The organism is Haloquadratum walsbyi C23 (assembly GCF_000237865.1).
In the GTDB taxonomy this organism is placed as follows: domain Archaea; phylum Halobacteriota; class Halobacteria; order Halobacteriales; family Haloferacaceae; genus Haloquadratum; species Haloquadratum walsbyi.
In genome coordinates this window covers 2,212,930-2,232,041 of sequence record NC_017459.1, presented here as the reverse complement: position 1 = coordinate 2,232,041, position 19,112 = coordinate 2,212,930, and the positions used below count along the sequence as shown (strand labels likewise).

General features: G+C 49.0%; 29 protein-coding genes and 1 pseudogene. 23 read left to right on the top strand and 7 right to left on the bottom strand.

Translation table 11 applies throughout. The features are described 5' to 3' along the window. Positions 1-4: 4 nt before the first annotated feature. The 15 genes from HQRW_RS09860 (at position 5) to HQRW_RS09790 (ending at position 9,126) form a co-directional block, all read left to right on the top strand. Positions 5-181 (top strand): 30S ribosomal protein S14, encoded by a 177-nt coding sequence (locus HQRW_RS09860; RefSeq protein ID WP_011572048.1) that lies wholly within the window; start codon positions 5-7, stop codon positions 179-181. Positions 182-183: 2 nt separating this feature from the next. Next, positions 184-576 (top strand): 30S ribosomal protein S8, encoded by a 393-nt coding sequence (locus HQRW_RS09855; RefSeq protein WP_011572047.1) that lies wholly within the window; start codon positions 184-186, stop codon positions 574-576. A 4-nt stretch (positions 577-580) separates the two neighbouring features. Then, positions 581-1,147: a 50S ribosomal protein L6 gene (locus HQRW_RS09850; protein WP_014556480.1), complete on the top strand. Its 567-nt coding sequence runs from the start codon at positions 581-583 to the stop codon at positions 1,145-1,147. Between the two features lies 1 nt (position 1,148). Beyond that, complete coding sequence (locus tag HQRW_RS09845) at positions 1,149-2,114, top strand: 50S ribosomal protein L32e (RefSeq protein ID WP_014556479.1); 966 nt, start codon at positions 1,149-1,151, stop codon at positions 2,112-2,114. After that, complete coding sequence (locus tag HQRW_RS09840) at positions 2,111-2,572, top strand: 50S ribosomal protein L19e (protein WP_011572044.1); 462 nt, start codon at positions 2,111-2,113, stop codon at positions 2,570-2,572. Before HQRW_RS09845 ends, HQRW_RS09840 begins: the two co-directional genes overlap by 4 nt. Continuing rightward, on the top strand, positions 2,572-3,189 hold the full coding sequence (locus HQRW_RS09835) for a 50S ribosomal protein L18 (RefSeq protein WP_014556478.1): 618 nt from the start codon (positions 2,572-2,574) through the stop codon (positions 3,187-3,189). The genes HQRW_RS09840 and HQRW_RS09835 overlap by 1 nt, the downstream gene beginning before the upstream one ends. Continuing rightward, positions 3,186-3,845, top strand: coding sequence for a 30S ribosomal protein S5 (locus HQRW_RS09830; RefSeq protein WP_011572042.1), 660 nt, complete (start codon positions 3,186-3,188; stop codon positions 3,843-3,845). Before HQRW_RS09835 ends, HQRW_RS09830 begins: the two co-directional genes overlap by 4 nt. Continuing rightward, on the top strand, positions 3,845-4,309 hold the full coding sequence (locus tag HQRW_RS09825) for a 50S ribosomal protein L30 (protein WP_011572041.1): 465 nt from the start codon (positions 3,845-3,847) through the stop codon (positions 4,307-4,309). The genes HQRW_RS09830 and HQRW_RS09825 overlap by 1 nt, the downstream gene beginning before the upstream one ends. Then, complete coding sequence (locus HQRW_RS09820) at positions 4,306-4,800, top strand: uL15m family ribosomal protein (protein WP_014556477.1); 495 nt, start codon at positions 4,306-4,308, stop codon at positions 4,798-4,800. The genes HQRW_RS09825 and HQRW_RS09820 overlap by 4 nt, the downstream gene beginning before the upstream one ends. A gap of 15 nt (positions 4,801-4,815) precedes the next feature. Then, positions 4,816-6,285 carry a preprotein translocase subunit SecY gene (gene secY / locus HQRW_RS09815; protein ID WP_014556476.1) on the top strand — a complete coding sequence of 490 codons (1,470 nt, stop codon included), beginning with the start codon at positions 4,816-4,818 and terminating at the stop codon, positions 6,283-6,285. A gap of 315 nt (positions 6,286-6,600) precedes the next feature. Next, on the top strand, positions 6,601-6,765 hold the full coding sequence (locus HQRW_RS15880) for a hypothetical protein (protein WP_158307752.1): 165 nt from the start codon (positions 6,601-6,603) through the stop codon (positions 6,763-6,765). A gap of 35 nt (positions 6,766-6,800) precedes the next feature. Further along, complete coding sequence (locus tag HQRW_RS09810; RefSeq protein WP_014556474.1) at positions 6,801-7,145, top strand: DUF6908 domain-containing protein; 345 nt, start codon at positions 6,801-6,803, stop codon at positions 7,143-7,145. Positions 7,146-7,201: 56 nt separating this feature from the next. Beyond that, positions 7,202-7,546: a hypothetical protein gene (locus HQRW_RS09805; RefSeq protein ID WP_014556473.1), complete on the top strand. Its 345-nt coding sequence runs from the start codon at positions 7,202-7,204 to the stop codon at positions 7,544-7,546. A 1,058-nt stretch (positions 7,547-8,604) separates the two neighbouring features. Further along, positions 8,605-8,925, top strand: a complete 321-nt coding sequence (locus tag HQRW_RS09795; protein ID WP_014556471.1) for a hypothetical protein — start codon at positions 8,605-8,607, stop codon at positions 8,923-8,925. 18 nt (positions 8,926-8,943) lie between these two features. After that, on the top strand, positions 8,944-9,126 hold the full coding sequence (locus HQRW_RS09790) for a hypothetical protein (RefSeq protein ID WP_014556470.1): 183 nt from the start codon (positions 8,944-8,946) through the stop codon (positions 9,124-9,126). 54 nt (positions 9,127-9,180) lie between these two features. Here HQRW_RS09790 and HQRW_RS09785 read toward each other — a convergent pair whose 3' ends face one another. Then, positions 9,181-9,360, bottom strand: coding sequence for a hypothetical protein (locus HQRW_RS09785; RefSeq protein WP_049891943.1), 180 nt, complete (start codon positions 9,358-9,360; stop codon positions 9,181-9,183). 131 nt (positions 9,361-9,491) lie between these two features. Between HQRW_RS09785 and HQRW_RS09780 the strand changes: the two genes are divergently transcribed. Next, positions 9,492-9,797: a toxin-antitoxin system TumE family protein gene (locus HQRW_RS09780; RefSeq protein ID WP_014556469.1), complete on the top strand. Its 306-nt coding sequence runs from the start codon at positions 9,492-9,494 to the stop codon at positions 9,795-9,797. After that, complete coding sequence (locus HQRW_RS09775; protein ID WP_014556468.1) at positions 9,778-10,227, top strand: HVO_A0114 family putative DNA-binding protein; 450 nt, start codon at positions 9,778-9,780, stop codon at positions 10,225-10,227. The genes HQRW_RS09780 and HQRW_RS09775 overlap by 20 nt, the downstream gene beginning before the upstream one ends. 148 nt (positions 10,228-10,375) lie before the next feature. Here the strand turns inward: HQRW_RS09775 and HQRW_RS16520 are convergent. Both HQRW_RS16520 and HQRW_RS15875 read right to left on the bottom strand, forming a co-directional pair. After that, positions 10,376-10,752: pseudogene (locus tag HQRW_RS16520) on the bottom strand (hypothetical protein). A 144-nt stretch (positions 10,753-10,896) separates the two neighbouring features. Further along, on the bottom strand, positions 10,897-11,190 hold the full coding sequence (locus HQRW_RS15875) for a hypothetical protein (RefSeq protein WP_158307751.1): 294 nt from the start codon (positions 11,188-11,190) through the stop codon (positions 10,897-10,899). Between the two features lie 247 nt (positions 11,191-11,437). On the opposite strand from HQRW_RS15875, the gene HQRW_RS09765 reads away from it, so the two are divergent. Further along, entirely contained in the window at positions 11,438-11,677 is a 240-nt protein-coding gene (locus tag HQRW_RS09765) for a hypothetical protein (protein WP_014556466.1), read from the top strand. Positions 11,678-12,019: 342 nt separating this feature from the next. Here HQRW_RS09765 and HQRW_RS09760 read toward each other — a convergent pair whose 3' ends face one another. Continuing rightward, positions 12,020-12,256 carry a hypothetical protein gene (locus tag HQRW_RS09760; protein WP_014556465.1) on the bottom strand — a complete coding sequence of 79 codons (237 nt, stop codon included), beginning with the start codon at positions 12,254-12,256 and terminating at the stop codon, positions 12,020-12,022. Between the two features lie 435 nt (positions 12,257-12,691). Between HQRW_RS09760 and HQRW_RS09755 the strand changes: the two genes are divergently transcribed. Continuing rightward, complete coding sequence (locus HQRW_RS09755; RefSeq protein WP_014556464.1) at positions 12,692-13,057, top strand: hypothetical protein; 366 nt, start codon at positions 12,692-12,694, stop codon at positions 13,055-13,057. A 117-nt stretch (positions 13,058-13,174) separates the two neighbouring features. On the opposite strand, the gene HQRW_RS09750 is transcribed toward HQRW_RS09755, so the two are convergent. Continuing rightward, positions 13,175-13,396: a hypothetical protein gene (locus tag HQRW_RS09750; RefSeq protein ID WP_231852307.1), complete on the bottom strand. Its 222-nt coding sequence runs from the start codon at positions 13,394-13,396 to the stop codon at positions 13,175-13,177. Positions 13,397-14,200: 804 nt separating this feature from the next. Between HQRW_RS09750 and HQRW_RS09745 the strand changes: the two genes are divergently transcribed. Both HQRW_RS09745 and HQRW_RS09740 read left to right on the top strand, forming a co-directional pair. Next, entirely contained in the window at positions 14,201-14,491 is a 291-nt protein-coding gene (locus tag HQRW_RS09745; RefSeq protein WP_014556462.1) for a hypothetical protein, read from the top strand. A gap of 513 nt (positions 14,492-15,004) precedes the next feature. Further along, the gene (locus HQRW_RS09740; protein ID WP_014556461.1) at positions 15,005-16,015 is read left to right on the top strand and encodes a two-component system sensor histidine kinase NtrB; all 1,011 of its coding nucleotides are present in this window, start codon (positions 15,005-15,007) and stop codon (positions 16,013-16,015) included. A 30-nt stretch (positions 16,016-16,045) separates the two neighbouring features. Here the strand turns inward: HQRW_RS09740 and HQRW_RS09735 are convergent, their stop codons facing one another. Then, positions 16,046-16,465, bottom strand: coding sequence for a hypothetical protein (locus tag HQRW_RS09735; RefSeq protein WP_014556460.1), 420 nt, complete (start codon positions 16,463-16,465; stop codon positions 16,046-16,048). Between the two features lie 217 nt (positions 16,466-16,682). Between HQRW_RS09735 and HQRW_RS09730 the strand changes: the two genes are divergently transcribed. Together HQRW_RS09730 and HQRW_RS09725 are read left to right on the top strand one after the other, a co-directional pair. After that, positions 16,683-16,991: a hypothetical protein gene (locus tag HQRW_RS09730; RefSeq protein WP_014556459.1), complete on the top strand. Its 309-nt coding sequence runs from the start codon at positions 16,683-16,685 to the stop codon at positions 16,989-16,991. 104 nt (positions 16,992-17,095) lie between these two features. Then, entirely contained in the window at positions 17,096-17,350 is a 255-nt protein-coding gene (locus HQRW_RS09725) for a hypothetical protein (RefSeq protein WP_014556458.1), read from the top strand. Between the two features lie 406 nt (positions 17,351-17,756). Here HQRW_RS09725 and HQRW_RS09720 read toward each other — a convergent pair whose 3' ends face one another. Next, complete coding sequence (locus HQRW_RS09720) at positions 17,757-19,055, bottom strand: hypothetical protein (RefSeq protein ID WP_014556457.1); 1,299 nt, start codon at positions 19,053-19,055, stop codon at positions 17,757-17,759. Positions 19,056-19,112: the final 57 nt, after the last annotated feature.

Here is a 19,112-nt window from a genome sequence, read left to right as displayed (position 1 = left end):
GTACATGAGCGAATCAGAAACTGAACAGACGGGTGAACACGCAAGCCATCGGACAGGACAGACTCATGAGTGCCGACGATGTGGTCGCAATCAAGGTCTTGTCGGAAAGTATGATATCTATCTGTGTCGACAATGCTTTCGTGAAGTCGCCCGCGACATGGGATTCAAGAAGTATCGATAATTATGACAGGAAATGATCCACTTGCGAACGCACTTTCAGGTGTTGATAATGCAGAGAGTGTTGGACACCTCTCTCATGAGATACAGCCCGCCTCAAATGTGATTGGCTCTGTGCTCGAGGTATTTTATGACCGCGGGTATATCAACGGATTTGAATTCGTTGATGATGGTAAAGCCGGTCGATTTGAGGTTGAATTGAGCGGTGGCATTAATGAGTGCGGTGCAGTAAAGCCCCGATACTCAGCTGGTGCCGATGAGTTCGAACGATGGGAAAAAAGATACCTCCCAGCTCGTGATTATGGCGCACTTATCGTCACTACAAGCCACGGCGTAATGAGCCACTATGAAGCCCGTGAAACGGGTATTGGTGGTCAAGTAATCGCTTACGTATACTGAAATAATGACCCGAACAGCAATTGAAATTCCAGAGAATGTTAGCGCTGAGGTATCAAACCTCGCGTTGACGGTTGAGGGACCAAACGGTAGTGTGACACGAACGCTTTGGTACCCGTCTGTGACAGTCAGTATCGATGCAGATGCGGATGCGGATGCAGATGCAGATGCAGATGCAGTCGTTATCGAAACTGATGAGACAGACGCAAAGACAAGTGCCACTGTTGGCACCTTTGAGAGTCATGTATCGAATATGATCCATGGAGTAACCGACGGTTGGTCATATGAAATGGAAGTCTACTATGCTCACTTCCCGATGCAGGTATCTGTCGAGGGTGATGAGGTGATCATCGAGAATTTCCTTGGTGAAAAAGACTCTCGTCGTACCCCAATCCGTGGTGACACAAATGTACAGATTGATGGCGAGATGGTCACACTGACAGGTCCATCGAAAGAAGATGTCGGACAGACTGCGGCTGACATCGAACAACTCACGCGCGTGACTGATAAAGATACCCGAATTTTCCAAGATGGGGTCTACATCACGCAGAAGCCACAACAAGGAGGTGCCTGAAATGGCTGACGAACACGACGAGGATACAAACGACAAAACAGACGAGACAGAGATTAATTCAGGCTCAGAAGAAGTCGATCATGTGGACGCATCGGAGACAGATGCAGATGCAGATGCAGATGCAGATGCTGATGCAGACACTGACAATGACGCCAATGCAGTCGACTCAGAGCCTGATCAAGGAACCGACACTGACGCTGATACTGATAGCGAATCTGAAGCCACAGATGACGCTGAGTCATTTGAGGATATCAGCGGTGTTAGTAGCGATCGAGCTGAATCACTCCGTGAGGCAGGCTATGACTCATTTGAGGACATCCGTGCAGCGAGCCAATCAGCCTTAGCAGATGTCGATGACATTGGAAACGCGCTTGCAGCTCGAATTAAGGCTGATGTCGGTGAACTCGAAGTCTCAACGGAAACTGATGCAGCTGTCGAAGTTGAGTCTGACGAGGAAGTCGAGGAAACAGACACAGTCGAAACCGAACTTCGTCCACGCGGACATGCGAATAAAACACCTGATCTTGATCCCGAAACGGCTCGTGCACTCGGACAAAAACACCGTGAAGGGAAACCCGCATTCCGCCGACAAGATCATCATATGAAAAAACGAACGCCAGAGTCATGGCGGAAGCCTCGCGGAGCTCTTTCGAAACAACGCCGCGGTATCAAAGGCAAAGGCGATCTTGTTGAAGCAGGGTACCGTTCACCAACAGCAGCCCGTGGTCTTCACCCATCTGGCTTTGAAGAAGTGCGTGTGCACAATGTCGATGATCTTGAGGGTGTCGACGGTGACACGGAGGCTGTTCGTATTGCCTCGAAGGTTGGCGGGCGAAAGCGTGAACGAATTGAAGATGTCGCCGCGGAGCGAGAGATTCGTGTTCTAAATCCAACATATGTTGAGGTTGAGGTTGGAGATGACGCAGATGCAGATACAGTCATAGCTACGGAGGCTACAGACGAATGACAGACCTGAAAGCACAACGTCGAATGGCTGCAGATGTCCTTTCAGTTGGAAAGAGTCGTATCTGGTTTGACCCTGATGAACAGGGTGAAATTGCAGAAGCAATTACCCGTGAGGACATCCGCGAATTAGTTGACCAAGGGATCATCCGCGCAGAGGATGCAAAGAGCAACTCGAAGGGTCGCGCTCGAAGCCGAGCGGAAAAACGGGCATATGGACACCGCAAAGGTCCAGGGTCCCGGAAAGGACGCTCTGGCGGTCGAAAAAACGAAAAAGACGAATGGGTGAGCCGAATTCGAGCACAACGCCGTCGACTTCGTGAACTTCGCGACGACGGTCCACTGACGCCGACACAGTATCGCGAGGTATATAATAAGGCGTCCGGCGGGGAATTCGAAGATGTCGCCCGGCTTGAAGCGTATATTGACAGCAACTATGATGTGGAGATAGTGATTGAATAATGGCAACAGGACCACGATACAAAGTACCGATGCGACGTCGTCGCGAGGTCCGGACTGATTACCACCAGAGGTTGCGCCTGCTAAAATCTGGTAAGCCACGCCTTGTTGCTCGTGTGAGCAACCGGCATGTTAGGGCGCAGCTGATAACACCTGGTCCGGATGGCGATGAAACACACGTAGCCGCTTCCTCAGAGCATCTGAGTGAGTACGGTTGGGAGGCACCAACAGGGAACCTTCCAAGTGCGTATCTCACCGGATACCTTGCAGGAATGCGTGCTATTGAAGCAGATCTCGATGAGGCTGTCCTCGATATTGGATTGAACACAGCAACACCCGGTAACAAGGTGTTTGTTGTCCAGGAAGGAGCAATTGATGCGGGTGTCTCAATCCCACATAATGAGTCAGTGCTTGCAGACTGGTCGCGTAACCGTGGCGAGCATATCGCCGCCTATGCCGAGCAGCGCGATGAGCCGCTGTATAACAGCGACTTTGATGCAACGACACTTCCAGAGCATTTCGATACGGTGCTTGAGACCATACAAGACACAGATATAACTATGAACACCGACGCGGATACAGATAATAATAATTCCCAATCAGTGGGTGATAACGAATGAGCCAGAGTCAACGAAACAGCGACGGCTGGACACCGCGCACACGACTTGGTCGTATGGTACAAGATGGCGATGTAACGTCAATGGAACAAGCGCTTAATTCCGGACTTCCACTCAAGGAACCAGAACTCGTTGATCAGTTACTCCCTGGATTGGACGACGAGGTGCTCGATATTAACATGGTTCAACGGATGACTGATTCTGGTCGACGCGTGAAATTCCGTTGTGTTGTCGCAATCGGAAATCGCAATGGATTCCTTGGTTATGCCGAGGGACGTGATGATCAAGTTGGTTCCGCAATTCAAAAAGCGATTGACGTTGCAAAATTAAATCTTATCTCCGTTGATCGTGGCTCTGGGTCATGGGAAGATTCTGCTGGCGGCGTCAATTCGTTGACCCGAAATGCCGAGGGTAAGGCTGGGTCGGTGACAGTTGAAGTGATGCCCGCCCCGCAAGGACTTGGGTTGGCGGCTGCTGAGACTGTGAGTAATATTCTTGAACTTGCAGGCGTTGAAGATGCGTGGACGCGTTCGAATGGAAACACTCGAACGACAGTTAATCTTGCAAAAGCAACATATAATGCACTTCGAAATGCTTCGCAGTCGCGGACGCCTCGTCGTGCGGCAGCTAAACAACGCGAGCAAGAGGTGTCTGAGTGATGCAAGCGATCATCCAACTGCGTGGTCCTGTCAATATGAGTGGCGCTGTTGAAGATACGCTTGCTATGCTTAATCTTCACCGAGTGAATCATTGCGCGCTCGTTCCTGAAACAGAGACGTATCGCGGCATGATCACAAAGGTGAATGAGTACGTCGCACATGGGGAGCCAAGTGTTGAGGTGCTTTCGACAGTGCTCGAACGACGCGTTGAATCTGAGAATAGTGATGAAACAGTTGATGAAACGTGGCTCGAAGCGCATACCGAGTATGATGACTTCGATGCACTTGCAACTGCACTTATCGAAGAGGAAACGACTCTTCGCGATCAGGGATTATCACCTGTTCTTCGGTTACATCCGCCGCGTGGTGGTCATCGGGGGCAGAAACACCCGACTGCTGAGGGCGGACAGATCGGTGTTCACGACACCGATCAAATTAATGAACTTCTGGAGGCAATGCGATGACATCAAAGAAAAGACGACAGCGTGGGTCACGAACGCATGGTGGTGGAACGCACAAAAATCGCCGCGGTGCTGGTCACCGTGGTGGTCGAGGTCGTGCTGGTCGTGATAAACATGAACAGCATAATTATGAGCCGATTGGGAAACACGGATTCAAACGACCACCAGGTGCTGAGCGGACTGTTGCAGAAATATCCGTTCAGGAACTCGATGAGGGTGCAGCATTGTTCGTTGCAGAGGAGACTGCTGAATTTGATGATGGTGCCTATCATATCGATGCACGAGATATTGCTGATGATGCTGACAGTGCAGATATAACGAAAGTACTTGGTGACGGTCAAGTTCGACAGGAGTTACACGTTATTGCTGATGCATTCTCCGATACCGCACGAACGCTGATTGAGGATGCCGGTGGCAGTGCAACGCTCACTGAACAAGGAAAGTCAATTGCTGTTGATGAAGACGAAGAACCTAACAGTAACGACGAAAATTAACTATAAGAGTAAGCTATGGGATGGAAGGAGGCCGCTGAACCGGTATTGACACGAATGCCCTCTGTTGCGCGTCCAGAGGGGCATGTGCCGTTTCGTCAAAAGTTAGGATGGACGGCTGGCATCCTCGTCATGTACTTTTTCTTGACGAACGTCACAATGTTTGGATTACAGACAGGCGGTGCTGGGGGAGATTTCTATGGGCAATTCCGCAGCATCCTTGCTGGGTCACAAGGGTCGATTCTACAGTTAGGGATTGGACCAATCGTGACAGCAAGTATTGTGCTTCAGTTGCTTGGTGGTGCGAATCTCCTTGGTCTTGACACTGATGACCCACGTGATCAGATTCTCTATCAGGGACTTCAAAAACTACTTGTCGTTGTGATGATCTGCTTGACTGGATTGCCAATGGTATTTGCAGGGAATTTCCTCCCAGCAAGTCAGGCAGTTGCAGACTCACTTGCCGTTGGGGTAGGTGGGGTGAAGACAATCATTTTCGCGCAGATGTTTGTTGGCGGCATTCTCATCTTGTTTATGGATGAAATTGTGAGCAAGTGGGGGGTTGGATCCGGCGTTGGATTGTTCATTATCGCCGGCGTAAGTCAGCAACTTGTTGCTGGATTATTTAGTTGGCAGAGTCTTGGTGGACAAAGTGGCTTTATTCCAACATGGGTTGGTATCGTGACTGGCGCTGTTGATATCGGGTCACCGCTGACACCAGGTGGGCTTTCGGATGTCTTCCTTGGACAAGGTCAGATTTTGGCGCTGATTACGACAGTGTTTATTTTCGGGATTGTTGTCTATGCTGAGAGTGTCCGCGTTGAAATTCCACTTGCGCATGCAAATGTGAAAGGAGCGCGTGGACGATTCCCGGTGAAGCTCATCTATGCAAGTGTCCTACCAATGATTCTTGTACGAGCATTACAGGCGAACATCCAGTTCCTTGGACAAATTCTTAATAACTGGTGGAGCGGGATGCCGCTATGGCTTGGCGAATACACCCAGGGGCAGGTTACCGGTGGATTGTTTTGGTATCTTGCGCCGATTCAGTCTCGACAGGATTGGATGTGGTTCCTTGGGTTTACTTCACAAGAGCCGCTTGCTATCATCGCTCGGGTGTTAATCGATCTTACATTCATGATTGCTGGGGGTGCGGTATTCGCCATTTTCTGGGTCGAAACAACCGGTATGGGTCCAGAAGCAACCGCCCGCCAAATCCAGAATTCAGGAATGCAAATCCCTGGATTCCGACGGAATCCACAGGTGATTGAGAAAGTGATGGAGCGATATATCCCACAAGTGACCGTTATCGGTGGTGGACTTGTTGGATTGCTTGCTGTTCTTGCAAATATGCTCGGAACAATTGGTGGCGTCTCCGGGACGGGACTCTTACTCACAGTCTCGATTACATACAAACTGTATGAGGAAATTGCCGAAGAACAATTAATGGAGATGCACCCGATGATGCGTCAAATGTTCGGCGATTGATGATGTAATCTTACTCATCAGTCTCAAACATCTTCTCGATTCCTCAAATTCTTCCTTTGGGTAAATACGAGAGTCCCTGCTGTAGTAACGCCAACCCACCCCTGAGACTGTGATGACAGAGGAATCGGTAATCCGCTCAGCAATTATTCGGGGTAATAGAGCCTATCTACGACTATGACATAGGGAATTCCACGCATTGACAGTGATATTGGTTTCGAGACAGTCAAACAGAGAATCACCGAGATCATAGACGAGATCGAGCAAGAGACGGACTCTTCGCTGAATGAAGACGAGAAACTCGAAGTGGCGAGTGAGATGATGGGGTCATTTACTATCGACGGACTGGCTGACGGAGCTAACGTTTCACTCGACAGGACACAAAAGAAAATCACTTATTGGCTTGACATTGGGACGGTTGAAGCAGGAACGGCGACTGAACACGGACACATCGCGTATCGTGTCGTCCCTGAATCGACATAGCTCTTTTAGGGTGATTTTGAGTCGACTTCAACGTGGTGAAATTCAAGAATATTATCACTTCTATCGTCAATCAGCACGACGAATCAATTGACTCCGACTTCCACCTCGACATTGAATCCGACTCGGACGCAATAATGGATCTAAGTATTGAGCGACACGGCGACGAACTGATTATTTGCCAGTATTACCTCCAGCAGGGGGATCTGATGCGAGATCCCGAATTTAGGTTTCGAGTTGAATCAAACGGCGAGTGGACGCCGATTGCGTATCGAATTGACGCTCTGAACGCATATGAATACAGCACCGATGGGCTGAAAATAGATGACGTACTGAAGACGTGGGCAGAAAACCTACGGGCACAGGGATTCCTTGACAACTAACTGTCCAAATCGAAAGCGAATAACTCCTTTAGGGTGGTATTGCGTCAGTTCTCGCTGTGAACTATCAATATTCTGAGGGAGATGAATTAGCATATGATTTAGATACTGACCTGCTTGTCTGCGTCATTTGGGAGTTTGACCGCCCAGCTGACGAGGTTTTTGTGAACTTGAACTTAGATGAGGAGCTGACGGTGAACGACCTCTACTACGAATGCTCTCCATCAAATGTAGTCTATGGCGTCGTCTATCTCCAAGGGGTCGACAGCAGTAGCGTAGAGAAATCACGGGATGAACTGGTTGAGATGGACAGAGGGGAACGGTACGATTACCTCTGGCACTCCGAGGCACAGGTGATGAGTCTCCCCGAATCACGACTCCGCTTTCAGGAGTACCCACAGTAGCTGTCGCTGTATTGAGGCTCCCCACTGAGCAACCAGAACCCATTAGCAATAATACATTTAGGGTGGTGTTGCGTTGATTTCAGCATAGGTGTATCAAAAAGGTGAAATATTACGAGATAGAGAAGAGAACTCGGAGGTGGTCGTAATCCAGACTGTATCAAAACGAGCCGACGTGTACGTGATTTGCTCGCTGCGGAGCATCAACTGCCACATCATCTTACAGATGAATTGGTTTCTAAATCGTGGAGCTTTGACGTTTTCCAATAGTTTCTCAAATTCCTCTGGCTCGATAGTATCGAAGTTGGTACGTGGACCTCGTTTATTCTCGGCTATCGTTCGCTCGTTCTGAGCATCCCCACGTACGGTGCTATCGAGAAAATCAGATGGAAAGTAGTTGTCAGCAGGATTATTGTCAACGGTGTTCTCCTCGACCAGTATTCGATACGTTCCTCGGATACCTCTGACTCGGTGTTCGATTTTGCGATTGCTGGAGTCTTCACTCTTCAGCCACCGCACGTAATTCTTCACGTTGTTTTTTCTGGATTCCAAGGATCAACATCATCACGATCGTCGCACCACGACAACCAGTATCTGAAACTGAAACTGTGTGAATCAGACGATATTGATCCTCTCGCTGCTACGACCGAAGACGTCAAAGGGTATATTCAAGTAAATTCACATTTGAGTTCAAAACCTGGTGGATTGTGGACAGAGGATGGCAAACATTGAATTATCGACCCTCCCACTCCGAGAGCGACATAGCGACGAGGACAACCGGGTTGTGAGTCGGCAGGACTGATTGTCAGCACGACCATATTGCACTCCCAGAGACATCTGAATCTTTATACGAAGAGGCGTACGAGCAGTCCGTCGCTCTACCGCACCGTACACAGGGGTAAGACTCCTGTCGTACACCCGTACACCTACCCATACACCTCGGTCAGAATAGTCACTACGCTCACCATCTCAGGGATGTGTACGCTCCAGATTATATGTGGGAATAGTGGATGCCGGCACCCCATTCAGGGGCTGTGGCTGGATTATGAGCGAAAGGTGATATGATTGTATTTGAAGAGTTTAAACGCGTCCACGAGGTCGCCGCCGACGCCTGGGATGGTCCAGACAACATCGTGCGAGGAGTAGTTCGGCACGCCCTTTCGGCTCCGCCGAAGCCGGTCGCCGTCGAGGTCAATCAGACCGTTGTCGATGAGGTGATTCCAGAACCGGACCATGTTCTCACGGTTCTCGTAGATCCAGACGGTGGGACCGGCCTGCTCGCCGTGGCTGAAGAGTCGGAGATCGGGGCGCTGTGGAATGTCGATCCGGGGGTACGTATCGACGCCGGTGACCCGTTCGAGGCTGCCGAAGAGGTGTTTTGAGGCGAGGACGCCCTTCCGGTGCTGGAGAAGTTTGCTTCCGTCACGGAAGGTCGGGGGGCGCGTGTGTTCGTTGAGGACCTACGACGGGAACAGCTGCTCCTCCTCGCTGAAGATGTCCTCGATGATCTGCATGCAATCCTGCGTCGGGGGTCATCGACACCGACGACCGCCGATGTAGGTGTTCTCGCCCCGACTCTGTGACTTGAAGATCCCGCACTCGATGAGTCGCTCGTGCGCCTCGTCGAAGCTTGGTTCCTAATCGTCGCTACACAGCTGACGAAGCGTTGGTTCGTACGTGGTGGCAATAGAGATCGTGCGGCCGTGGACGGTGACCGTCATTCCGTTGAACCACCCAGTGAAGTAATAGAGGATGAGAACCTCGGGACGTTTCAGGCCGTATGTCTTTGCTTTCTCGAAATGTGATCGTTCCGCCATACGGATGTTTCTGCATCGATCTTTTAAATCTACGCAAAAGGTGGACGGCCTTCAGATAGTATGTTGTCCCGTCACCACAACGATTATGAGTGAAGCACCCGTTATCTTATGTGGACAATACAGGTGCTCCGATGCCGGCGACGAAAATCTTCGAGGACGACGACGAATTCCCTGAAGGCGACAGATGGGAAGCGCTCGCCTGGGATGTCCCCGAGAGCGACGAGTTCCCGGAGGAACTGAAATACAGTTTCCAGTATCTCGGCCCGGTCGATGAAGAGATCCTCCGGTACGACAACGCGAACGACGCCCACGGCGTTGGGCGACACCACCGCCATTACCGTGGAGAGGTCGAAGGTATCGAATTCGAGGGCCTTCGGTCCCACCTACAGAAATTCCTCGACGAGGTCGAAACCATCCATGAGCAAGAAATCGCCTGACCACGCCCACGAACCTCCAGAGGACGTTGAGTACCCCTCTACCCTTCGCATCACGTCAAAGCCGTTCGAGGATCAAAAGGAGAGCGCCCTGGACCGTGCAGAGCGCTGGGAGCAGGGTGAAGAGGTGCCGCACGTCGTCAACTTCCAGGACGCCAGCCGTCTCCAGCGCATCCTCACGCCGCGCCGCCTGGAGCTGGTGCGGAGCCTGATGGACGCTCCGGCCGATAGCATCCGCGACCTCGCTGACCGCCTCGACCGTGACATCCGGCAGGTCCACGACGATGTTCAGACTCTGGCCGAGTACCGGATCGTCCACTTCCGTGAAGAGGGCGGCGCGAAGCAGCCCTATGTCCCGTACGACACGGTCAAGATTGAGGTTGAACTGACCAAGTCGCTCGGTGATTCGTCCGAATCCCCGGCATCGGCGTAGCCAGCGTTCTAGAAGGGCATCTTCCCGGCCTCAACCCTCCTCCTACTCACGTCCGGTAAACCGGGTTCCTCGCCACCGTCTTCCTGCTGTTTCCCGTCTCTCGCTACACGTAGTCGCTGAACCAGTCTGGCGCGCCAGTGTACTCGGCCTAACAGCGTCTGTGGCATGGCTTCCCGCGTTGGTTCGGAATCGCCTCGTCGAGATCGACCTGGTCGCCGCAAGGGTCGCACTCTGCGCTGTGCCCGTACATCCGCTGGTCTGCTGAGAGGCGCCCTTTGTCTCGATGTACAGCTCGTGCAGCGCGCGTGGCGTCAGTCGAACGAGAATTTTCTCCCGGTCATCTTCGTTTCGCCGCTCGGGCGTGTACGTTAGCACCCAGTCCTGGCCTTCCTCACCGTCGCCTGCCGGCCCGAGCGAGATCGTCTGCGCCAACTCGTCGGGGACGTAGTGCCACTTGTTGTCCGCGAAGCGCGGGTAGTGTCCTTCCGGCTGCGGGTTCTTGGGACCAACGTCGTCTTCCGTCATGGTCAGATGCGGTCGAAATGGTCGTACCGTTCTTCGGTTGTTTTGATTGTTGCGTGGCGCAGCCGGTTCCGGACATCGTATAGAGTGTAGCCGTCCTCCTCGTGGAGCATCCTGTAAGCGACGCTGTGCCGAAGCGTGTGGGCGTCACGTCCTCAGGGTCGCCTGCCCGCCCTCGATGCTCTGCGGGCGCACGTCGGCCTCCACGGTCAGCGAGCGGATGACACGCCGAACGCTCTCGGTGGTCATCCGGTCGGCCTGCCGCGACGGGGACAGTGCCTCGCTGTCCCGCCAGCGGTTGTTCAGGTACGACCGGAGCCGCGAGACCGTGTCGTAGGTGCTGTCATCGACAGCGAGGTTCACTTCTTCGTAGCTGGTCGAGCGGTCGGTCGGGTAGTCCTTCTGGATGCGGGATCGCCAGGTAGGCCGGGTCGTCGTCAAGGTCTGTCTCTTACCCACAACTCGAGTCAGGATTTTAGCGGAACGGGATCGGGATCGGCGAGCACGACTGAAATCCTCGGTATCTACAGTTTCAGCACCTCTTTGGAACAATTGTAGTGAGCTTGATTACCGGCGTTCTGTCACCCCCACAGCCGATATCACTATTTGAATCGCTTCTCGCCTCGATTTTTTGATTCAAAATACCTCTGAGAGCGTCTGAAACGTCCGGTTACGACTCCACGAACTTATGGGTAAGAGACAGGATTACCAAGATGGTCGCTGGTATGGGGAGGAAGTACTTCAATCAGCACCCCGAATCCATTTTATGAACGGATTGAGTGTACCCAAAGATGAGGTTACCCGAGAGCGTGCACAAGATGCGCTTCGAAGCACAGATGATCACAACGAGACAGAGTTTTTGAACGCTCTGTTGAAACTCATTGAATACGAGCGTGATGAGACGTTCAACAGCTCTGAACTGATTTGAATGGTCACCCCACTGGGGTAGCCGTTTTTCGAATGTCGTCTTAAATGTTCGGCGATTGACCCAAATATCTCCGTCATTTTTGAGCGGTTTGAGAATCTCCGCTCGTTACTCTGTGAGGACAGACGTGGGAACTAGACAGGATACTATATCGGTACACCAATGAGATTAACTGATGCCGACGAATCCTAAAAGGAGTCAAATCAACGTATATCGAGTACCCTGAACTGCCGACAGAAATCGGAATCCATGCAAACAGGAAAAACTAGTACGAGGACTGGCACGATCAAAATAATCAGTAACTAAATAAACGCGAAGATACCCAGATAATATTTGAGACACTACTCATTTCTGGAAGTTCCCTGTCTCTAAATCTTCGAGATCACGTTCATATCGCTGGATTATCTTGTCAACTTCATCCTCCGATACTCCCTCCATGTCGTGGTATTTGTGGGGAATAATATATTGTTTGTATCCCTGCAAAAAAGAGTTTGAATAGAGTCGCTCCTTATCTTGTTTAAGCCTTTTCACCTCCTTGAGCCACCTGAGAGCCTCCTCAAGCCGTTCTTTGTCTGATACCATTATACAATTTTATAGTCGAATGAGACAAAAATAAGCTCCGAATCCCACCCAGTACGCGAGGAGTCAGTATTGGGTTTCGAACAGCACTACCGCGATAATCAAAGTGAGTTACTGAGTGAGAGAGTTGCAACAGACGTTTTTATTCGACCAGTCCAACCCAACAATTGATGTTCTCAGTATGCGGATATCTGTTCACCGACAGAACTCTCCTTTCAGCACTCTCAACGGCAGGCGTGAGTGCGGTCTTCTATGATGGGTTAGTGTACCTCTGGAATGTATACTGAGCCTGTAAGTTGTGAAGGGGAGTCTGAACTGAATACAGTGTAGAGGACTACTCATATTCAGACAGGAATGGTTCAATACAGAGCATGCGCGTGTCATTCTACGTGAAACAGAGCACTAAGTTATTTATCGCCCACTCTCGTCGCCGAGTATATGGAAAAGGTGAGACTCAGAGCGATACTCATACCGCTCGGACTGTTCGTTCTCTCAGCTGGAGCGTACTGGGCAGTCCTAATGGGTGTCGCCCCGCTCGGTCTTTACTCGCCCCTCATCTTCACAGTTATCGCGGGGGTGACTGCTCTCGGTGCTGTGAAGATTGGAGCATGGGCACCAGCCCTCACTGCGGGGATTGGAGCTCTCGGATTTGCTCTTGCTGGCGTAAGTCTGGGTGGAATTCTCAGCTTGGGTGGCTCAGCGGTCTTCATCGGAGCAGTACTCGCAACGATCGGTGTATTGGGCTATACAGTCAGTATGGTCTATCATATTGGGACACGAGTCTACAGCGTTACCCCAGCCTAGTCCACGCCACGGACTCGAATACTACCAACCTCATAAACGCGCATGCTCGTTCTGACGGGTGATTCATTAAGCTGTGTGTGAACTCAACTCCTTGCGAATCGCTCTATGCAATTCTCCCTAGTTCCTCAGTAGCGACCTAACCTCACTAAAATCTGCGTCAGTCAGTACCTGCTCCTTGCCCTCATGGACGCGGTACTTCCCGTTCCCATCTGTGTCGATAGTGCATGTCCTATCGAGAAGAAGAAATACACCACCCTCGAAGTAGTCCCCTCGGAGTGTATCCATATCCATCGGATCTGCAAGCGTCTGGAACTCCTCATCATCAACTTCGGATGTCATATGTATCTCGCTCATCGCTATTGTCAATAATCTCTGTGAGGAGTTGGAGATCTCCGTATTCAGTTTTTTCCATACCTGTCTCAATAAACATACCCAGAGGGCAATATCTGTCCTCACACCGATAGATGCTGGATATACTGACAGTGCTTGTAGAATTTCTGTTCAAGTTCAAGATTGATGAAACAGGGGAATGACAGTACGGACACAGTGGGTCTGAGCTGGTCGTAGTAGTGTCCTCAGTATGTGTGCGTGTCAAGAGGATTTGTTATGTTGCTTGTCGTAATTCAACAGATATATATCGGACGAGCATCCGCCTCAGCAGACTATCGAGGCTTGCGTTCTCACTTTCTGCAATTTAACTTAGTATGTCGGCTGTGTCAGGCTTAATTTGCGTATCTGAATGAGTCATATATAACACAGATCATACATATCCTAAATGTCCTGTCCCATATAGTCAAACTCCGATTGTCGCGTCTCTCGAGCACTTTATTATGGGATATCTGTTCACCGATGGAACCCTCCCATCAGTACTCTCAACGGCAGGTGTTGGTGTAACTCTGAAATCTATATTGAGTCTCCAGAATGTGAGTTTATTTCAATCTTAGATAGGAAAAGCCAAACATGGAACTACTGGGGCGGAGTAGCTCAGCAAATAAATCGAATAGCAAGCGTTCCATAGATCATACAATCTGTGGTCGGAAATAAGTCACAAACAGAGCTATACGACAGAACGACGACGTACACAGGATATTGAAAGCGTATAGTCCCCTGTATCATTTTAGGATGTAACTCTACAATCAACGTATGAACGTTGAAGAAGCAGGTCTCGAGGTTATATCTGCTCTTGAAGATTTAGACAAATCTCCAATTGATGTTACGAAGGTATCAGACGATGACCCGCTGTTGGAGATTTACTATGGGGATAATACTCAAGATGAATATGAGGTTGAATTTGCGAAGATTCGCGTGGAGGAGTACGTACAACCAGGTGAAAAACGGCAATTAAGAAAGCGGGTGAACCCTCATATTTCACTTCTTGGTGTCAAACAGACACAGCCAGGTACCCCGCCATATGAATTTTTAATATCGTTTTAGTTTTTGATCATCACATTATACAATATGCCATTCTCAGAAATTAACGCTTATTTGTAACAGTCAGTACCTGCGGAAGATTGGGTGTAGAGTCGGCAGAGTAACGAACTGACACCTGTGATCAGAGAGGATTGAAACGACGGGTATTCGCTTCTACAGATGAGCAAAAATTAATTTAATAGTTTGAGTATCGTCTCAAGAGATTCATTTATTCACTGTGCCGGAAGCGGACTATGTGTGATTGATACTCTTCACTCAATAATTGTACATGGAAAATGCAGCCGTTTGACATCCTCTCTGCCCTGAAGCGCAGAATTTTATCAAATACCCGAAATATCAATATATTTATTTTTGACCTCTTCTTTCAAATAATGGATATCGTAATATCCCCATGACATCTTATATTTTGATAGTTTATTGAATCAACGTAGCAGGCTATCTGATCGTGAGGAACTATATGCAGAGTGAGTAATGATTAAGATATTATACGATCAGAATTAAATGGAATCCACGCTAATGGCTTCTGATAGTTCAATTGATTTAACACCAGAATTCCTCGCTGAAATGATCAAATCAGTTGGTGTCGGTGTTGGGATTTATACCAAAGATGGTCAATATGTTTATGTAAATGAGTCATATGCCGAATTATTTAATGTTACATCATCAGCGTTAGTTGGAGAGCCGTTATGGGAAATTGTCTCAGAGATTGATGCTGATAAGTTTAAAACGTACTGGATGTCGTTTCAGGATAATGAAACGCGAAAAGCCGAGACGGTACATAGATACAACGGTCAGGAAGTTCCTGTTGCAACAGTCACAACACAGCGCTCAATCAACGGTACAACATATCATTTTGGAACGATTAAAGATATCTCAGAGCGGAAAGCACATGAACGCGAACTCAAGCGTCAAAACGAACGGCTTGAGAGCTTTGCAGGCGTCATCTCACATGACCTACGAAATCCATTGAACGTTGCTCAAGGATATATTGATTTGTTACAGACCGATATCGATCGCGATGAATTACATCTTGTGGATACTGCGCTTGATCGAATGAACGTATTGATCACTGAATTATTAGAACTTGCACAAAGTCGTAATATCGGCGAGATGCGTTCAGTTTCGATCAAAATAGTAGCAAAACAAGCATGGCAAAGTGTAGATACCCAACAGGCGAGTTTGAGTCTCCCTGAGACAAATCCACAGATACTAGCCAATAACTCCCGACTTCAGCAACTCTTTGAGAATCTCTTACGAAACGCAATTGAGCACGGTGGACCGGGGGTCAACGTAGTTATTGAGACCACCTCAGATGGATTCTACATTGCAGATGATGGGTCCGGTATCCCCGAGAGTGAGCATGATCGGATTTTTGAAACGGGGTACACAACTAACGATAGCGGAACTGGATTCGGGTTAAGTATTGTTCAACAGATTACTTCTGGACATGACTGGAGTCTACAGGTCATAAAAAGCTCTGAGGGAGGGGCACGGTTTGAAATCACAGATGTCGAGTTTGCCACATAGTAGTTATCAAAATTGACTGCAATTAATGATCTACTCTTCACAGGATCCAAGTGAACACTTACGCTGAATGACCTTGATATGTGGTCGAGCATTTTCATTGATGGGAAATGTTCCGTCAATATCTGCTGGTGTCTGCCCATGGACAATCCGACCAAATTGGTCACCAATGACTTGATATATTCCTTCAATCGTAGTTGCAACAGAACGTGGAGCTCCTCTATCTTGCAGCAGACGCCGTACTGTTTTTCCGCCAGCGTGGACGCGGTTCGTCTCTGGATTAATTAATACAAACGCAAACAGATGATCGCCAAATTGCGCTTGAAAGAACTCTCGAGTAATCTTTGCCTGCCATGGAACAAGTCGTATTCCATCAGACACGCGGGCAACCTGACGGGCTCCACCCCGAAACAAGCTATTTCGATCATCATATATGAGGAGTAAATCTGACATGATTATTATTTATCAAAGACTGCGTTTAAATTGAAGGGTGTTGTGCGGCAGCGATTCGAATGTATCAGATCGAACCCGATAAGATACCAGTTGGAACGATCATTCAGCACTTCTCCTTTGGAATTTGTGCTCGCGAACGAGTGGGGATTTTCACCGATAATAAAATGTTAAACTATCCAGGAATACCTTCAGGTGGAATTGACAACTCATTGAATACGTGACAGACTTAGATCCGCCTGGTGTTCGACGACGACTGGGTGACAAAGTCAATCAATATAATCGATACTATCTGTCTGCACCATGTTCGGGTTCTTTTCGCTCACATTATGGTGAATTATTCACTCTGGGGATGTGTATTGCACTATTGTTTGTATTCGTCGGGTGGGGTATTGCTGAGTCGCTCATTGCACCACTGTTCACACACACATTACTAGTGACAATTGCTGGTGTGGTAATCAGCGGGATTGCCGGAGTGATACTGACCGGCTATCTTGTATCAATCACACAGTTTGTTGATGCCAGGTAAATTGATAATTCAATGATTTCTGAGGGAGATACTTGCCTCGAAGGAGCCCCTTAGAGACTTCAGACGATAATGACTTATTCCAGTTGAGATAGTGTGGTCCAAATATGAATGCGCGAATCCTCAAAGCGTATATTAATCATTTCATACCACGAGAGGTAATTGGTCCTGTCATAATCGTCTTTTCACTAGAAGGTGTGATTGATGGTATTTTCACTCTGTACGTGCCTGCTGAGTTTGCGACACTTGGCTGGGGTATTATATTCCTTTTTGCTATCGGTATCGTCACCGTTTGGGGAACAACTGATGAACAGGACATCGAAGAGTTACAGGAGCAGATCGAGAAGATTGAGGATACCTGATGTTGATTATGGGATGTGAAGTGCCTCAGGGTCAAGCCCCGAGGCTTCCTGTTTCCACGACGCACTTTGCAGATCTCACAAGGAAATCTACAGGGGGCACAGTCTCCACAAGCGTTGATTCGGCCTCTCCCCGACCGAGCTTGTGGCGACAGCAGACCATCCAACCGTCCGTGTTTTTGCACTTGAAGCTGAATGTAGCAGGTGTCGTCCATCGTAGTACTCATGATCCTGTGATTTATATTTTATAACACTACACGTCAGCTTCATACACGGGTCAAGCCCCGGCATTCGCCTTGGTCAACTTATAAAATTAGCCGTACGCACTCTGATGAATGAAACAAAAGATTTGCTAGTGAATCTCCTCAATGTACTCAACTATCTGTGAATTTATTATCTTTATATTCACTCATCCGGTCTGGAGCACTGACGTTGGGAACAATTCTCGTTGTGCGCTATTTGTCTCTGGAATCGAGGAAGGCCCATCAAGATGACTCTCAACACATGATTCAGCCATCGACGTCTTATTTGCAACCCAAATAAGCGTTGTATCCGGGCGATATTCCTCGTGATACAGTGTTGGGGTTACATTTGTTACCCGCTCAACCGACAGTGTCCGATCAGCAACTGAAAGTCGCTCTGGTGGAATAAAGCCACCAGGCTCATCCCCAGGATGTACCGCCAGTGATGATGGGGCGATCAGCACAAGATGCACACCATTGCCAACTGGCTCATTCCGCACGCCAAGTGCGCAGACTCCACTCGCTTGAGCCCGGTCACTGACTGTCTGAAGCGTCTCATCTGCTGCGTCAATCGCTCGGGTCAATCGGACAATACCGTCTGCGATCGAGACAGACTCATGATGAACTCCGTCAGCATAGACGACAAGCATTGAGTCTGTTCCAGTTGTTGCAGGGCGGCTTTCAACGCTAAATGGAAGCACTTGATTGCTGAATGAGAGCATATCTGCCGTTGAGACTACTTCTGGAATCAACTGCGATGTCGTGATATCATTGGGCTCATCAACCGATGTCTCATCTTCAGAGTTGATATGCACTGAGAGCGGAATTTCGCGGTCCCATGCTGGTCGCACGGTCTGGACAGCAACCGTCGCGAGTGAATTAAACTGGTTCTGATACGTCTTAACAAGCTCTTCAAGTGAAATTGTGTGAGCGGTTTCATCAAGCAATCGCTCAAGCACGTCGCTATAACTTTCATCTGTCAATCGCCGATTGGCGATTCGCCGCCGTGCAGTGGCGTCAACCCATAGCGCGACTGGGTCATCAAGCACATCATCCGGATATGGCGGTGCACCGGCATGCATCATCGTTGCTGTTGCATCATCAATTTTTGACACCGCATGGTCGTGATACTCAGCAATGATTGTTCGTGAAAGTGGATCACCGCTTGTCTCTCGTCCAATTGCCCATATATATAGTCCAACTGCATCAAAAGTAAGTCGATCAGCTCCCTCATGGACAAGATTCCGAAGAACCCATGTCTGTGCCTCTCGCTGTGAAAGAATTGTTTTATTCCTAATTGTTTCGATATATGCTCCATACAACTGTTCAACAGTATAACAGTATTCCTCAATTTGATCGCGTTCGACCCCTGATGGAAGTGGATCGATGCGACTAAAATCAAGCTCATTCCCAATGGCATTTAATTTAGTCGTTGGATGCCAGTGTGTTTCAATATTTACAGACATTGTATTAGTTATAGCGGAACTCAATAGCACCGTGAGTATGTCTCTTGGTATTACACA

What these genes read in the sequence shown, in the direction of transcription:
- HQRW_RS09765 (WP_014556466.1), top strand. Translation starts at nt 11,438, where the DNA reads ATGGGTAAGAGACAGGATTACCAAGATGGTCGCTGGTATGGGGAGGAA.
- HQRW_RS09785 (WP_049891943.1), bottom strand. Translation starts at nt 9,360, where the DNA reads ATGGCGGAACGATCACATTTCGAGAAAGCAAAGACATACGGCCTGAAA.
- HQRW_RS09840 (WP_011572044.1), top strand. Translation starts at nt 2,111, where the DNA reads ATGACAGACCTGAAAGCACAACGTCGAATGGCTGCAGATGTCCTTTCA.
- HQRW_RS09860 (WP_011572048.1), top strand. Translation starts at nt 5, where the DNA reads ATGAGCGAATCAGAAACTGAACAGACGGGTGAACACGCAAGCCATCGG.
- HQRW_RS09775 (WP_014556468.1), top strand. Translation starts at nt 9,778, where the DNA reads ATGAGCAAGAAATCGCCTGACCACGCCCACGAACCTCCAGAGGACGTT.
- HQRW_RS09825 (WP_011572041.1), top strand. Translation starts at nt 3,845, where the DNA reads ATGCAAGCGATCATCCAACTGCGTGGTCCTGTCAATATGAGTGGCGCT.
- HQRW_RS09725 (WP_014556458.1), top strand. Translation starts at nt 17,096, where the DNA reads ATGAATGCGCGAATCCTCAAAGCGTATATTAATCATTTCATACCACGA.
- HQRW_RS15880 (WP_158307752.1), top strand. Translation starts at nt 6,601, where the DNA reads ATGATGGGGTCATTTACTATCGACGGACTGGCTGACGGAGCTAACGTT.
- HQRW_RS09850 (WP_014556480.1), top strand. Translation starts at nt 581, where the DNA reads ATGACCCGAACAGCAATTGAAATTCCAGAGAATGTTAGCGCTGAGGTA.
- HQRW_RS09855 (WP_011572047.1), top strand. Translation starts at nt 184, where the DNA reads ATGACAGGAAATGATCCACTTGCGAACGCACTTTCAGGTGTTGATAAT.
- HQRW_RS09750 (WP_231852307.1), bottom strand. Translation starts at nt 13,396, where the DNA reads ATGACATCCGAAGTTGATGATGAGGAGTTCCAGACGCTTGCAGATCCG.
- secY (WP_014556476.1), top strand. Translation starts at nt 4,816, where the DNA reads ATGGGATGGAAGGAGGCCGCTGAACCGGTATTGACACGAATGCCCTCT.
- HQRW_RS09820 (WP_014556477.1), top strand. Translation starts at nt 4,306, where the DNA reads ATGACATCAAAGAAAAGACGACAGCGTGGGTCACGAACGCATGGTGGT.
- HQRW_RS09830 (WP_011572042.1), top strand. Translation starts at nt 3,186, where the DNA reads ATGAGCCAGAGTCAACGAAACAGCGACGGCTGGACACCGCGCACACGA.
- HQRW_RS09740 (WP_014556461.1), top strand. Translation starts at nt 15,005, where the DNA reads ATGGCTTCTGATAGTTCAATTGATTTAACACCAGAATTCCTCGCTGAA.
- HQRW_RS09795 (WP_014556471.1), top strand. Translation starts at nt 8,605, where the DNA reads ATGATTGTATTTGAAGAGTTTAAACGCGTCCACGAGGTCGCCGCCGAC.
- HQRW_RS09720 (WP_014556457.1), bottom strand. Translation starts at nt 19,055, where the DNA reads ATGTCTGTAAATATTGAAACACACTGGCATCCAACGACTAAATTAAAT.
- HQRW_RS09780 (WP_014556469.1), top strand. Translation starts at nt 9,492, where the DNA reads ATGCCGGCGACGAAAATCTTCGAGGACGACGACGAATTCCCTGAAGGC.
- HQRW_RS09835 (WP_014556478.1), top strand. Translation starts at nt 2,572, where the DNA reads ATGGCAACAGGACCACGATACAAAGTACCGATGCGACGTCGTCGCGAG.
- HQRW_RS09845 (WP_014556479.1), top strand. Translation starts at nt 1,149, where the DNA reads ATGGCTGACGAACACGACGAGGATACAAACGACAAAACAGACGAGACA.
- HQRW_RS09745 (WP_014556462.1), top strand. Translation starts at nt 14,201, where the DNA reads ATGAACGTTGAAGAAGCAGGTCTCGAGGTTATATCTGCTCTTGAAGAT.
- HQRW_RS09735 (WP_014556460.1), bottom strand. Translation starts at nt 16,465, where the DNA reads ATGTCAGATTTACTCCTCATATATGATGATCGAAATAGCTTGTTTCGG.
- HQRW_RS09760 (WP_014556465.1), bottom strand. Translation starts at nt 12,256, where the DNA reads ATGGTATCAGACAAAGAACGGCTTGAGGAGGCTCTCAGGTGGCTCAAG.
- HQRW_RS09755 (WP_014556464.1), top strand. Translation starts at nt 12,692, where the DNA reads ATGGAAAAGGTGAGACTCAGAGCGATACTCATACCGCTCGGACTGTTC.